The following is a 14,480-nucleotide window of genomic DNA, read 5'->3' as shown; positions in this document are numbered from 1 at the left end:
AGGCGGCTTCTGCACTGTGGCGCAAAATAGTGCCCGCAGCTATGCCGCATGTTCCAAAAGGCACGAACCCTGTCTTTTTTTTCAGACTCAAATATTCAGCACATTGATATTCCTGTTTATTTTCGTGCGGCACGTTTTGTGCTTATGCAGGTGGCAAACGGAATGACGGGGCAAAGCCGCCTTGATGGACGCATGCGGCGCAGGGTCCTGAATGGTAAGCACTCCGGACGGTTCAAACCACAGTTTTTTTGGGAGGTAGTATGTCTATCGGCATGTTGGCACTCGTTGCATTCTTGCCTATCTTGCTGGCATTGATTCTGATGTCCGGCATGCGGTGGCCGGCCACCAAAGCCATGCCCCTGGCCTGGCTGGTCACGGCCGCGGCTGGTATCGCCATCTGGAAAATGGATGTCGGGTTCGTTATCGCAGCCACGCTGTCCGGCTTCGGCGGCGCGTTCAACGTGCTGGTCATCGTGTTCGGGGCCATCCTGATCCTGTACACGCTGCGTGACTCCGGCGGCATGGAGACCATCAACTGCGGGTTCCACGGCCTTTCCCGTGACCGTCGCGTGCAGATGATCATCATCGCCTTTGTGTTCGGCGCGTTCATCGAAGGCGCGGCTGGCTTCGGCACGCCCGCGGCCATCGCCGCCCCGCTGCTGCTCTCCCTCGGCTTCCCGCCGCTGGCCGCAGCCATGGTCTGTTTGATCATGAACTCCATGCCCGTGACCTTCGGCGCGGTGGGCACGCCCCTCATCGTGGGTATGACCCCGGTGAAAGAGAAAGTGGCGGAAGCCATCGCCGCCAACCCGGATCTGGCCTTCCACAGCTGGGATCAGTTCCTCAAGCTGCTGGGCCAGTGGTCCTCCATGCTGCACTTGGCGATGGTGTTCATCCTGCCCCTGTTCACCCTGGGCCTGATGACCATGTTCTTCGGCAAGCGCCGCAGCTTTGCCGAAGGCCTGGGCGCATGGAAGTTCGCCCTGTTCGCCTCCGTGTGTTTCGGCGTGCCGTACTTTGCCACTGCCCAGCTCATCGGCGTGGAATTCCCGGCCCTTTTGGGCGGCCTCATCGGCCTGGGCCTGGTGGTGACCGGCGCCAAGAAGGGCCTGTTCCTGCCCGCACAGACCTGGGACTTCGCGCCCCAGGCTGAATGGGAAAAGGAATGGACTGGTGAAATCAAGGCTGAAGACAAGTGCACCTACACCGCGCACATGAGCCAGGTTCGCGCCTGGACGCCGTATGTGCTCATCGGCCTCATCCTGGTGCTCACCCGCATCGGCAGCCTGGGCCTCAAGGGCATGCTCACCTCCCCGGCCGTGACCATCGCCATCAAGGACATCATGGGCTACAAGGGCGTGAACTGGGTGTGCTCCATCCTGTATCTGCCCGGCACCATTCCCTTCGTGCTGGTGGCCATCATGACCATCTTCATCCACCGCATGCCCATGGAAAAGGTGAAGCTGGCCTGGACCGACTCCTTCAAGCGCATGAAGAACCCCACCATCGCCCTGTTCTTCGCCGTGGCCCTGGTGGAAATCTTCAAGCAGTCCAAGGTGAACCCCGGCGGCTACCCCTCCATGCCCCTGGCCATGGCTGAATTCGTGGCCGGTCTGGCCGGCCAGGCCTGGCCCATGTTCGCCAGCTTCGTGGGTGCGCTGGGCGCGTTCATCACCGGTTCCAACACCGTGTCTGACCTGCTCTTCGCCGAATTCCAGTACGGCGTGGCCACCACGCTGAACCTGCCGCGGCAGATCATCCTTTCCCTGCAGGCCGTGGGCGGCGCCATGGGCAACATGGTGTGCATCCACAACATCGTGGCCGCCTGCGCCACCGTGGGTCTGGTGGGCATGGAAGGCCTGCTCATCCGCCGCAACGCCATCCCCATGGCGCTGTACGGGCTCATCGTCGGCATCATCGGCATGGTGCTGTGCTTCGTGCTGTACCCCACCATCTTCTAACGTCCGCATCATTCGCAACGGGGCGGGAGCTGCACGCTCCCGCCCTTCATCCTCACTGGAGCTATCCGCATGACTGCAAAGGCGCTTATCAAGGACTTTGAAGCCATCGTCGGCAAGGACAACGTGCTGACCAGCGAGGCCGACCTCGCCAGCTACTCCTACGACGCCGCCGTGCTGCCCAACGCCATGCCCGGCCTGGTGGTGCGTCCCACCACCTCGGAACAGCTCGGCAAAACCGTGAAGCTGTGCAACGACAACGCCATCCCCATGACCGTGCGGGGCTCCGGCACCAATCTTTCCGGCGGCACCATCCCCAGCAAGGGCGGCATTGTGGTGCTGACCACGGCGCTCAACCGCATCCTGGAAATCAACGAGGAAGACCTGTACGCCGTGGTGGAACCGGGCGTCATCACGTCCAAGTTCGCGGGCGAAGTGACCAAGCGCGGCCTGTTCTACCCGCCGGATCCGGGCTCCCAGACCGTCTCCACCCTGGGCGGCAACGTGGCGGAAAACGCCGGTGGTCTGCGCGGCCTGAAGTACGGCGTGACCAAAGACTACGTCATGGGCATGACCTTCTATGACGTGAACGGCGAACTGGTGAAGACCGGCGGCAAGACCGTCAAGTGCGTCACCGGCTACAACCTCACCGGCCTGATGGTGGGCGCCGAAGGCACCCTGGGCGTGTACGACACCATCACCCTCAAGCTCGTGCCCCCGCCTGCGGCCGCCAAGGCCATGATGGCCGTGTTCGACACCGTGATGGACGCCTGCCGCGCCGTGGCCGCCATTATCGCCGCCAAGATCGTGCCCGCCACCCTGGAGCTGATGGACAACTTCACCATCCGCACCGTGGAAAACTTCCGCAATGCCGGCCTGCCCACGGAAGCCGGGGCCCTGCTGCTCATCGAAGTGGACGGCCACCCCGCCATGGTGGAAGAAGACGCCATCAAAGTGGAAGATATCTGCAAGAAGAACAAGGCTTCCACCGTGCGCGTGGCCAAGGACGCCGCCGAGCGCAATGCCGTGTGGCAGGCCCGCCGCGACGCCCTGCCCGCCCTGGCCAAGGTGAAGCCCACCACCGTGCTGGAAGACGCCACCGTGCCGCGCTCCAAGATTCCGGCCATGATGTCTGCCCTGGAAGACATTGCCAAGAAGTACTCCCTGACCATCGGCACCTTCGGCCACGCCGGTGATGGCAACCTGCACCCCACCATCCTCACCGACAAGCGTAACACCGAGGAATGGCACCGCGTGGAAGCCGCCATCGACGAAATCTTCGACCATGCCCTGGCCCTGGGCGGCACGCTCTCCGGCGAACACGGCATCGGCATGGCCAAGGCCAAGTACATGAAGCAGGAATGCGGCATTGCGGCCATCGAATACTCCAAGCGCATGAAGAGCGTGCTGGATCCCAAGGGCATCCTCAATCCCGGCAAACTCATTGTGGGCTAAGGAGGCGTGTGATGGCGGACCCGAAAAAACTCGTCGAGATGCTCAAGTCGCTGGAAGACCAGCTCGTCACCTGCATGCGCTGCGGCATGTGCCAGGCCCAGTGCCCGGTGTTTGCCCAGAGCGGGCGTGAGGGCGACGTCACCCGCGGCAAGATCGCCCTGCTGGCCGGCCTGGCCGAAGAGATGATCAAGGACCCCGAAGGCGTCAACAACAAGCTCAACCGCTGCCTGCTCTGCGGCACGTGCGAGGCCAACTGCCCCAGCGGCGTCAAGGTGACGGACATCTTCCTGCGGGCCCGGGCCATCATGGCCGCCTACAACGGGATGAGCCCCACGCAGAAGCTGATCTTCCAGCAACTCTTGACCCACCCCGGGCTGTTCAACACCATTCTGGACCTCGGCGCCAAGTTCCAGGGCATCTTCACCAAACCGGTGAACGACATGCTCGGCACCTCCTGCGCCCGGTTCAATGCGCCCATCATCGGCGACCGGCACTTCAAAACCCTGGCCGCCAAGCCCCTGCACTCGGACGTGCCCAGCCTGGACACCCCGGCCGGCGCCTCCAACCTGCGGGTAGCCTTCTACCCCGGCTGCGTGGTGGACAAAATCTACCCCAGCGTGGGTCATGCCGTGCTCAAGGTGCTCAAGCACCACGGCGTGGGCGTGTTCATGCCCAAGGGGCAGGCCTGCTGCGGCATCCCGGCCATCTCCAACGGCGATGTGGCGTCCTTCCAGAAAATGGTCAAAGCCAACATCGAGTTGTTCCGCAAGGGCGACTTCGATTACCTGATCACCCCCTGCGCCACCTGCACCTCCACCATCAAAAAGATTTGGCCTGCATACTACGAGGACAAGTCCGACCAGATCACCCTGGCCAAGATCGTGGATAAGGTGAAGGACGTGAGCGCGTTCCTGGTGGATGTGCTCAAGGTGTCCCCCATGGACACCGAAGGCACCAAGACCGTGACGTACCATGACCCCTGCCACCTGCGGAACTCCCTGGGCGTGACCGCGCAGCCCCGCACGCTGCTCAAGGCCACCCCGGGCGTGAAGTTCGTGGAAATGACGGACGCCGCCTCCTGCTGCGGCAGCGGCGGCAGCTTCAACCTGAAGTTCTATGAGCTCTCCCAGGAAATCGGCCGCAAGAAGGCGCAGCACATCATCGATTCCCAGGCGGAAACGGTGGCCACCGGCTGCCCGGCGTGCATGATGCAGATGACGGACATGCTGTCCAAGGCCGGAGCCTCGCGCAAGGTCCGCCACGTGGTGGAACTGTACGCAGACACCCTGTAACCCCCGCGGCAAGGGGCGCTGCAAGGGCACTGCACGGGCCATGGCTGCACCGCCGCAGCACTGCCCCGCAGGTGCGCAAACAAACATCCAGGAAGGGCTTTCGCCGCTCCCTGACAGATGATAGCCTCGCGCCAAAGACGCACATGAAAACCGTGCGGTTGCGGGGGGAGTTGGAAAAAATCCGGTTGTTCGCGCCATGTATCGATTGATTCATCAATCAGAAGCTGGTACAAGAATCGGATTTCCCCCCGCGCCGCCCTCCCCTGGGGCCGACTGTGAAGGCGGATGCGCAACCTGCTGATTTAGCAAGGAGAACTTAGGAGCGCCCATGGTCAAGAATCTCTACATCATTGGCACGGAGCCGCGCACAGGCAAATCGGCCATCGCCCTTGGCCTGACCCAGATGCTGCTGCGGGATGTCCAACGCGTTGCCTTCTTCCGGCCCATCATCAGTGGCGGACAAGGCAACCGCAAGGATCACGACATCAACCTCATCCTCTCCCAGTTCTACCTCAACCAGCGCTACGAAGACACTTACGCCTTCACCCTGGCCGAGGCGCGCGACATCGTCAACCGTGGCGAGCACGCGCTGCTGGTGGAAACCATCCTCAACAAGTACAAGGGCCTGGAGCGTCGCTTCGACTTTGTGCTCTGCGAAGGCACGGACTTCCTGGGCTCCGACCCGGCCTTTGAGGTGGACATCAACTCGGAAATCGCGGCCAACCTGGGCGCGCCTGTGTTGCTGGTGACCAACGCGCAAGGCAAGTCGCCCGAAGAAATCGTCTCCTCCACGCAGCTGGCCATCGACGGGTTCGAGGAAAAAGGCCTGGACATCCTGGCCACCATCATCAACCGCGCCGAGGTCAAGGACAAGGACTACGTCCTTTCCCAACTTTCTTGCAAATTCCGCAGCACCACGGAATGCCTGCATTACGTCATCCCCGAAGAGCCCTCCCTGGGCAAGCCCACCGTCAAGGATGTGGCCAAGTGGCTGGACGCCGAAGTGCTCATCGGCCGCGAGCAGCTGGACGCCCAGGTGGATGACTACCTGGTGGCCGCCATGCAGGTGGGCAACTTCCTGGACTACATTTCCAAGAACTGCCTGGTCGTCACGCCCGGGGACCGGTCGGACATCATCCTGTCCTGCTACGCCTCGCGCCAGTCCACGGAATATCCGGACATGGCCGGCATCGTGCTCACCGGCGGCATCGAACCCCAGCGCAACATCCGCAAGCTCATCGAGGGCTGGTCTGGCAACCCCATGCCCGTGCTGCTCACCAAGGGGCACACCTTCAAGACCGCCCGCGTGCTCATGGATTTGTACGGCCGCATCGAAGCCGACGATCAGAAGAAGATCGCCACGGCCCTGGGCACCTTCGAAACCAATGTGGACGTGAACGAACTGCGCACCCGGCTGGAAGCCAAGCGGTCCACCCGTGTTACGCCCAAGATGTTCGAATACAGCCTCATCGAAAAGGCCAAGAACGACCGCAAGCACATTGTTCTGCCCGAGGGAAGCTCCGGCCGCATCCTCAAGGCTGCGGACATCCTCCTGCGCCGCGGTGTGGTGGATCTGACCATCCTGGGCGACCCGGACCAGATCCGCTCCGACATCTCCCAGATGAGCCTGGATCTCTCCGCCGCGCACATCGTCAGCCCGGCCAAGTCGCCCCTGTTTGACGCCTACGTCAACACCTTCTACGACATGCGCAAGGCCAAGGGCATGACCATGGAAGTGGCGCGCGACACCATGGCCGACCCCACCTACTTCGGCACCATGATGGTCAAGCTGGGCCACGCCCACGGCATGGTTTCCGGCTCCATCACCACCACGGCCCAGACCATCCGGCCGGCGTTCCAGATCATCAAGACCAAGCCCGGCGCGTCCATCGTTTCCTCGGTGTTCCTGATGTGCCTGTCCGACCGCGTGCTCGTCTTTGGCGACTGCGCCGTCATCCCCAACCCCAACGCCAAGGAACTGGCGGACATCGCCATCCAGAGCGCAGAGACGGCCATGATCTTCGGCGTGGAGCCGCGCGTGGCCATGCTCTCCTACTCCACCGGCGAATCCGGCTCCGGCGAGGATGTGGACAAGGTGCGCGAAGCCACCAAGCTGGTGCGCGAGCTCAGGCCCGAGCTGCTGGTGGAAGGCCCCCTGCAGTACGACGCCGCCGCCAACCCGGACGTGGCCGCCACCAAGCTGCCTGGCAGCGCCGTGGCCGGCAAGGCCACCGTGTTCATCTTCCCGGATCTGAACACCGGCAACAACACGTACAAGGCCGTGCAGCAGTCCGCCGGCGCCGTGGCCATCGGCCCGGTGCTCCAGGGCCTGAACATGCCGGTCAACGACCTCTCCCGCGGCTGCACCGTGGACGACATTGTGAACACCGTGGCCATCACTGCCATCCAAGCTCAGGCCGTGCAGGCCCAGGGGAAGTAAGCGCATGAAGATTCTCGTCATCAACTCCGGCAGCTCGTCCATCAAATACCAGCTGTTCGACATGGCTGCCAGCGGCCGCGTGCTCTGCTCCGGTCTGGTGGAACGCATCCACGAGCCCATGGGCGCCATCAAGCACAAGAAATTCCCGGACAGCCCCGAGGAAGCCGTGTTTGCGGATGAACTGCCCATCCCCGATCACAAGATCGGCATGCAGTTGGTGGTGGACCGCATCACCAATGGGCAGACCGCGGTGGTGGCCAGCCCGGACGAAATCACGGGCGTGGGGCACCGCATCGTGCATGGCGGGGAATTCTTCTCCGCGCCGGTCATCGTGGATGATTCCGTGGTGGAAAAACTCACCTCCATCATCCCGCTGGCCCCCCTGCACAACCCTGGCCACCTGGCCGGCATTGCCACGGCGCGCGAACTGCTGCCCGCCGCGCCCCAGGTGACCGTGTTCGATACCGCCTTCCATCAAACCCTGGCCCCCGAAGCCTATCTCTACCCCCTGCCCTACGAGTTCTATGAAGAACTCCGCGTGCGCCGCTACGGCTTCCACGGCACTTCCCACGGCTATGTCTTCGGCAAGACCGCCGAGTTCCTGGGCCGCGCCCCCGAGGAAACCAGCGCCATCACCATCCACCTGGGCAACGGCTGCTCCATGGACGCCGTGAAGCGCGGCAAGTGCATCGACACCTCCATGGGCCTCACCCCCCTGGCCGGCCTGATGATGGGCACCCGCTGCGGCGACGTGGACCCGGCCGTCTATCCCTTCCTGGCCGAGCGCAAGGGCCTGACCGTGAAGGACATTGACGCCATCTGCAACAAGCAGAGCGGGCTCAAGGGCGTGTGCGGCGTGAACGACATGCGCGATGTGCATGCCCGTCGCGCTGCCGGGGACGAAAAGGCCCAGCTGGCCTTCACCATGTTCTGCCGTCGCGTCACCCATTACGTGGGCGCGTACATGGCGCTGCTTGGCGAATGCCATGCCCTCAGCTTCACAGCAGGCATCGGGGAAAACGACGTGGACGTGCGCCAGCAGGTCTGCCAGACCCTGGGCTACCTGGGCGCCAAGATCGATGCCGAAAAGAACAAGACCCTCAAGCGCGGCCAGCCCGGCGACATCAGCACCGACGATTCGCCCATCCGCATTCTGGTGATGCCCACCAACGAAGAACTGGCCATCGCCCAGCAGACGCTTGCGCTGCTGCAAACCATCTAAGGAGATTCCCATGACGAAACAGGAGATGGTCGACCTGTTCCGGCAAAAAGCCGAACTGGTTTCCGCCAAGGTGATTCCCATCGCCTCCATGAAGGACGCATACGCCTATGCCATCGACGCTTGCGTGAACAAGGAGGCCTGCCAGTTGCTCATCAGCGGCTGCGGCGAGGCCATCTCCGATACAGCCGGGGCGCTGTGCGAGCAGAAGCCGGCGCCCCGCATCGTCGCGGCCCCGCAGCTCAAGGACAAGGAGCTCAAGGCCTTTACCAAGCTGACTGAAGAACGCGGCATCCAGGTGCTCACCCAGGGCATGCGCCAGCACCTGGCCGGCATCGACGTGGCCTTCACCACCTGCGATTACGGCATCGCGGAGACGGGCAGCATCGTCATCGACTCCGCCAGCGAGGAACTGCGCCTGGCCACCATGATTGCCGAAGTGCACGTGGCTGTGCTGCGCCTCAAGGATCTGGTCCACATGGCCTACGACGTCGAACAGCAGCTCGACGCCCGCATGAAAAAGGCGCCCTCGTACATGGCCTTCATCACTGGCGCGTCCCGCACGGCGGATATCGAACGCGTGCTGGCCATTGGCGTCCATGGCCCGCTGGAACTGCACATCCTGCTGCTGGAGGACTAATCCATGCAAACCGCACAGACTCTTGAGCAATACAAAGCCGAACTCCGCGATTCCCTGGACAACGAGTTCCTGCGCAAAACCCTGGACAACTTTGCCGTGGCCTACCGCACCGGCCGGGAAAACGCCTTCAAAGGCATCGACCTGCCCGGGCTGATTGCCGAAATCGCCGCGGCCAAGGACGATTCCGTGGCCCGCCTGGACGAGCTGTACGCCGAATTCAAAAAGAATGCGGAAGCCATCGGCATCCACGTCCACATGGCCAGGACGGCCCTGGAAGCCAACGAAATCATCGCCCGCATTGCCGAAGAGAACAACTGCAAGACCATCGTCAAGTCCAAGTCCATGACGGCGGAAGAAACCCTGCTCAACCACCACCTGGAAGACAAGGGCCTGCACGTCACGGAAACCGACCTGGGCGAATGGATCATCCAGTTGCGGCACGAAGGCCCCTCGCACATGGTCATGCCGGCCATCCACCTTTCCCGCTATCAGGTGGCGGACCTGTTCTCCCAGGTCACCAAAAAGGATCAGGATTCCGACATCCAGAAGCTCGTCAAGGTGGCCCGCCGCGAACTGCGCGTGAAATACGCCGAGGCGGACATGGGCATCTCCGGCGGCAACTTCGCCATTGCCGACAGCGCCACCATTGGTCTGGTGACCAACGAAGGCAACGCCCGCCTGGTGACCACCCTGCCCCGCGTGCACGTGGCCTTGCTGGGGCTGGACAAGCTCACCCCCACCCTGCACGACGCCCTGCGCGTGCTGCGCGCCCTGCCCAGAAACGCCACCGGCCAGCAGATCACCTCCTACGCCACCTGGATCACCGGCCCCAACGAATGCGGCGCCTGCGAAGACAACAAGAAGATCATGCATGTGGTCTTCCTGGATAACGGCCGCCGCGCCCTGGCCAAGGACCCGGACTTCAAGCAGGTGCTGCGCTGCGTGCGCTGCGGCGCGTGCGCCAACGTCTGCCCCGTGTACCGCATGGTGGGCGGCCACAAGTACGGGCACATCTATATTGGCGCCATCGGCCTCATCCTCACGTACTTCTTCCATGGCCGGGAAAAAGCCAAGCATCTGGTGCAAAACTGCATCAACTGCCAGAGCTGCAAGGCCATCTGCCCTGCCGGGATCGACCTGCCCCGGCTCATCAAGGAAATTCACGCCCGCATCCAGAATGAGGAAGGCCACCCCATGCAGGGGCAGCTGCTGGGCATGATGATGAAGAATCGCAAGCTGTTCCACGGCCTGTTGCGCGCGGCCAACTGGGCGCAGCGGCCCTTCGTGGGCAAGGGGCAAACCGGCGGCCGGTTCATCCGGCACCTGCCCATGGTCTTCGCCAAGGATCAGGACTTCCGCGCCCTGCCAGCCGTGGCCGAAACGCCCTTCCGCGATCTTTGGGAAAAAGGGCTCAAGCAGGAGATCAACCCCAAGCCCGGCCAGCATGCCAGCATGAAGGTGGCGCTGTTCTCCGGCTGCGTGCACGACTTCGTGTACCCTGAGCAGTTCGTGGCTGCTGCCAAGGCCATGGCCGGCAAGAACGCCCAGATTGACTACCCCATGCAGCAGAGCTGCTGCGGCCTGCCCCTGCAGATGATGGGCGAGCTGCCTGCCGCCCGCGACGTGGCCTTGCAGAACCTCCTGGCCATGGACCCCGCAGAGTACGACTACATCGTCACCTCCTGCGCCTCCTGCGCCTCCCATCTCAAGCACAACTACCCGAAACTGCTTGAGGATCGGCCGGACCTCGCCTTCAAGGCCACCCAGTTCGCCGAAAAGGTCATCGACTTCTCCTCCTTTGTGCATGATGTGCTCAAGGTGGCCCCCAAGACGGGTGCAGGCAAGAAAGTCACCTACCACGCTCCCTGCCACCTCTGCCGCGGGCTGGACGTGCGCGAGGCCCCGCGGGCGCTTATCAGCGCCAGCGGCAACGAATACGTGCCCTGCGCCGAAGAGGAAGTCTGCTGCGGCTTTGGCGGCACGTACGGCATGAAGTTCGCCGAGATCTCCAATACCCTGCTGCAGAAAAAGCTGGACAATATCGTAGCTTCCGGCGCATCAGTAATCGTTACTGATTGTCCCGGATGTGTCATGCAGATCCGGGGCGGGATGGAAAAACGCCAAGGGCAGAAGGTCGAAGTCAAGCACATCGCTGAACTGCTTGGCTAATTCCTGACGCATACCCCCACAGAGACAGGAGATTGGGCCATGGATCTGAACACGCTCAGAGAGACGGCACGGGCAAAGCTCAAAGGCTATTGCCGCGTCTGCTCCTTCTGCAACGGCATTGCCTGCCGCGGTGAAGTCCCCGGCATGGGCGGCGTAGGCTCCGGCAGTTCGTTCAAGGCCAATGTGGAGGCCCTGGCCCATCACCTGCTGAACATGCGCACCATTCACGAGGTGCGCGACCCTCGCACCAACCTGACGCTCTTTGGCTGCGAGCTGGACATGCCCGTCATGGCGGCGCCCATGACCGGCTCCACATACAATATGGGCGGGGCCATCTCCGAAGAAGACCTCGCCACCTCCCTGCTCATGGGCAGCCTGCAGGCCGGAGTGATGGGCATGATTGGCGACGGCGCCGACCCCACCATGTACGCCTCCGGCCTGGCTGCCATCCGGGGAACCAAAGGCCGCGGCATCGCCATCATCAAGCCGCGCGGCCAGAAGGAAATCATCGCCCGCATCCAGGAAGCGGAAGCCGCCGGTGCGGCGGCGGTGGGCGTGGACATCGACGGCGCAGGGCTCATCACCATGAGCCTCAAGGGTCAACCCGTGGGGCCCAAGAGCCTGCGCGAACTGCGCGAAATCATCCAGGCCACCAGCCTGCCTTTCATCATCAAGGGCATCATGACCCCCGTGGAAGCGGAAATGGCCGTGGAAGCCGGCGCGGCCGGCATTGTGGTCTCCAACCATGGCGGCCGGGTGCTGGATTCCACCCCCGGCGTGGCCGAGGTGCTGCCCTGGATTGCCGAAAAAGTCCGCAACCACACCGTGGTGCTGGCCGACGGCGGCGTGCGCAACGGGGCGGACGTGCTCAAGCTCCTGGCCCTGGGCGCGCAGGCCGTGCTGGTGGGCCGTCCCCTGGCCATCGGCGCCGTGGGCGGTGGCCCCGAAGGCGTGGCCCTGCTGCTGAACAACATGCGTACGGAACTCATCCAGTCCATGCTGCTCACGGCCACGGCGGATGTGCGCCACGTGGACCGCAAAATCCTCTTCCTGCGCCAGGCCTCTGCCCTCGGCTAGGACAAGTTCTCTTTAAAAGGAGTCCTCGGGGGAAAACCTTTCTAAAGAAAGGTTCTTCCCCCGAACCCCCTTTNACCCCCTTTCCAAAGACTTTTCATTGTGATTCAAGGTCACTATCCAAGTTTTGGAAGGGGAGCGCTTTTCGTGACGAAGGGTGCTCCCCTTTTTCTGACGCCTGCTATGCCTCTCGATGCAAAAGGGCGTTGCCCTGACAGCGGCACGTGGAATTGGTGGTGACACCAATCCATGCGCATCGCCGCCACTGCAGCAGCATTTTTGAATTGATCCCTCCCCTGTCCCCGTATTGCACTCTGGTTTTCCTCGCTGGCGCATGATAGGAGTGCGGCAAAGAGGGAATTGCCATGACTGCACCTGCCTTCACTATGGATATGGCGCTGGTTTTCTGCGTCACCGGCGCCACCATCTTTCTGTTCATCACCCAGTGGGTCCGTGTGGACGTCACGGCCATCCTGGCCATGCTGGCCCTGGCCTTGCTGGGGCTGGTGGAGCCGCGCCAGACCTTCCAGGGCTTGTCCTCCACGGCCGTGGTGTCCATCATCGCCGTGGTCATCATGGGCCGCGGACTGGACCACACCGGCGTCATCACCAACGCCGTGCGCCCCCTCATGCGCATGGCCCAGGGCAGCCGATCCCGCATGCTGGCGCTGCTGTGCACGGCAATCGCGGTGATTTCCAGCTTCATGCAGAACATCGGCGCAGCGGCGTTGTTCCTGCCGGCAGTCAAGCGCCTCTCCAGCCAGACGGGCATTCCCCTCTCCCGGCTGCTCATGCCCGTGGGTTTCTGCGCCATCCTGGGTGGCACGGTGACGCTGGTGGGCTCCTCCCCGCTGATCATGCTCAACGACCTCATGCGGCCCTTCGGCCTCAAGCCCTTCGGCCTGTTCAGCGTCACGCCCATCGGCCTGGCCCTGGTGGGGCTGGGCATCGCCTACTTCCTGCTGCTGGGCAACGCAGCCCTGCCCAGGATGCGCGCCGGGCAGCAGGCGTCGCCCGCGCCGGAGGCGCTGCAATTCTATCCCGAACTGGGCCGGCTGTTCGAGGTGCACGTGCCCCCGGCCTCGCCCTTCAGCCGCTCAACCGAGGTCATGATCACGGATCTGTGCGACTGCCACAACATCCACACCGTGGCCCTGGCTCCCCAGGGCGGCAAGGACATCCTCATCCCGCCGGATCGGGAAATGTTCATCCGATCCGGGAGCATCTTTGCGGCCTACGGCCCGGAGGACGGCATGCGCGAGGCCGCCGCCACCTTTGGCTGGGAGGTGCGCGAGCACCTGACGCACTTTGCCGGCCCCCTCTCGCCAGACATGGCCGGCGTGGTGGAAGCCGTGGTGCCGCCGCATTCCGCCTTCCAGGGCAAGACCATTTCCGACATCCGCTTCCGTCACACGCACCATCTGGCGCCCCTGGCCCTGAACCGCGAGGGCGAAAAGCTCTACCAGCAGTTGGCCGGGCACCCGCTGAATCCCGGCGACACCATCCTCATGTTCGGCACCTGGGAGGCCTTCCACGCCATGCGGCCGGCGCGGGAACTGCTCTTCGTCCAGCCCCTGGATCACGAAATCCTGCACCCGCGCAAGGCCGGGCTGGCTGGCTTCTGGTTCATGGCCGCCACCCTGCTGGCCATTTTCTCGGGATTGCCCCTGTCCGTGTGCCTCATGAGCGGAGCCATGGGCATGGTGGTGACCAAGGTCCTGACCATCGACGAGGCCTACCGCGGCGTGGACTGGCGCACCGTGTTCCTGCTGGCCGGCCTCATCCCCCTGGGCACGGCCATGGAAAAAAGCCAGGCTGCGGCCTGGCTGGCGCATCAGGTGCTGGCCTTCACGGGCGAGGCCCTGGCCACGCCGTTCGTGTTTTATCTGGTCATCGCGACGCTTTCCACGGGCATCACCCTGGTGGTGTCCAACGTGGGAGCCATGGTGCTGCTGACACCGCTGGTCATCGACATCGCCGGCGGTGTGGGGGCAGACCCGCGCATGGCCGCCCTGGTGGCGGCGCTGGCGGCATCCAACTCGTTCCTGCTGCCCACGCATCAGGTGAACGCCCTGTACATGGGCGCTGGCGGCTACTCGGCCGGGGACTTCCTCCGGGCTGGCGGCCCCTTGTCCGTGCTGTACGTGCTGCTGCTGGCGGCAATGGCGTCGCTGTATTAGGGCCTGTTGTTTTTGAAAAGATCTCTCGGGGGAACACCTTTCTGAAGAAAGGT

The 14,480-nt window shown here is 63.3% G+C and carries 9 protein-coding genes; all 9 read left to right on the top strand.

All coding sequences use genetic code 11. The features are described from left to right. Positions 1-260: 260 nt before the first annotated feature. The 9 genes from DGI_RS06715 to DGI_RS06675 all read left to right on the top strand — a co-directional run bounded on the left by DGI_RS06715 (position 261) and on the right by DGI_RS06675 (position 14,427). Complete coding sequence (locus DGI_RS06715) at positions 261-1,961, top strand: L-lactate permease (protein WP_021760071.1); 1,701 nt, start codon at positions 261-263, stop codon at positions 1,959-1,961. A 69-nt stretch (positions 1,962-2,030) separates the two neighbouring features. Next, positions 2,031-3,413 carry an FAD-binding oxidoreductase gene (locus tag DGI_RS06710; protein WP_021760070.1) on the top strand — a complete coding sequence of 461 codons (1,383 nt, stop codon included), beginning with the start codon at positions 2,031-2,033 and terminating at the stop codon, positions 3,411-3,413. Between the two features lie 11 nt (positions 3,414-3,424). Further along, on the top strand, positions 3,425-4,705 hold the full coding sequence (locus tag DGI_RS06705) for a (Fe-S)-binding protein (RefSeq protein ID WP_021760069.1): 1,281 nt from the start codon (positions 3,425-3,427) through the stop codon (positions 4,703-4,705). Between the two features lie 328 nt (positions 4,706-5,033). Next, on the top strand, positions 5,034-7,145 hold the full coding sequence (gene pta / locus DGI_RS06700; protein ID WP_021760068.1) for a phosphate acetyltransferase: 2,112 nt from the start codon (positions 5,034-5,036) through the stop codon (positions 7,143-7,145). Positions 7,146-7,149: 4 nt separating this feature from the next. Then, positions 7,150-8,367 (top strand): acetate kinase, encoded by a 1,218-nt coding sequence (locus DGI_RS06695; protein ID WP_021760066.1) that lies wholly within the window; start codon positions 7,150-7,152, stop codon positions 8,365-8,367. A 10-nt stretch (positions 8,368-8,377) separates the two neighbouring features. Next, positions 8,378-9,004 carry a LutC/YkgG family protein gene (locus tag DGI_RS06690; protein WP_021760064.1) on the top strand — a complete coding sequence of 209 codons (627 nt, stop codon included), beginning with the start codon at positions 8,378-8,380 and terminating at the stop codon, positions 9,002-9,004. 3 nt (positions 9,005-9,007) lie between these two features. After that, entirely contained in the window at positions 9,008-11,173 is a 2,166-nt protein-coding gene (ldhH, locus tag DGI_RS06685; RefSeq protein WP_021760062.1) for an L-lactate dehydrogenase (quinone) large subunit LdhH, read from the top strand. A 39-nt stretch (positions 11,174-11,212) separates the two neighbouring features. After that, complete coding sequence (locus DGI_RS06680) at positions 11,213-12,250, top strand: alpha-hydroxy-acid oxidizing protein (RefSeq protein WP_021760060.1); 1,038 nt, start codon at positions 11,213-11,215, stop codon at positions 12,248-12,250. 362 nt (positions 12,251-12,612) lie between these two features. Next, entirely contained in the window at positions 12,613-14,427 is a 1,815-nt protein-coding gene (locus DGI_RS06675) for an SLC13 family permease (protein ID WP_021760058.1), read from the top strand. The last annotated feature ends 53 nt before the right edge of the window (positions 14,428-14,480 follow it).

Source organism: Megalodesulfovibrio gigas DSM 1382 = ATCC 19364 (genome assembly GCF_000468495.1).
In the GTDB taxonomy this organism is placed as follows: Bacteria; Desulfobacterota; Desulfovibrionia; order Desulfovibrionales; family Desulfovibrionaceae; genus Megalodesulfovibrio; species Megalodesulfovibrio gigas.
Note: the sequence above shows the minus strand (reverse complement) of the source record. Positions and strands in the feature narration are given on the sequence as shown.